This window comes from Streptomyces sp. DH41, assembly GCF_029813785.1.
GTDB lineage: Bacteria > Actinomycetota > Actinomycetes > Streptomycetales > Streptomycetaceae > Streptomyces.
Map to the genome: position 1 here is coordinate 1 of NZ_JARVKY010000068.1, position 393 is coordinate 393.

The following is a 393-nucleotide window of genomic DNA, read 5'->3' on the forward strand; positions in this document are numbered from 1 at the left end:
GTTCTTAATAATGGCCCGAGCTAACTCGACGGCTTCGGCGTCTTTACCGCTTTGCTGCTCGGTCTTGGCTGATTCCAGAGCGCCCTGATGATGGGCAATCATTTGGGTCAGAAAGAGCTTGTCCGCGGCAGTTCCGTTCGCTGCAGCCAACTCTTTCTGCGCTGATTCACCCATCATCCCGGGCATCGACATCGTTCCAGTCATCGACTCGGGCTCTCCCCAAGCTGCCAACATTGATTTCATTTTCTCTATTTCAGGCCCTTGAGCGGCCTTGATGGTGGTGGCTAGATCGCGCACTTGTTGACTGGTTCCACTCTTGGCGAGCATCGTGCTGCTCATCTCCACTGCCTGTTGGTGATGCACAATCATCATCTGCGCGAACATGGTGTCCGC

Annotated in this window: 1 protein-coding gene; it reads right to left on the reverse strand. The window is 54.7% G+C overall.

Features of this window, described 5'->3' with window-relative positions; all coding sequences use genetic code 11:
- Positions 1-384: DUF305 domain-containing protein (locus QC283_RS39405; RefSeq protein WP_279566608.1), on the reverse strand; the 384-nt coding region annotated here is incomplete at its 3' end.
- Between the last annotated feature and the right edge of the window lie 9 nt (positions 385-393).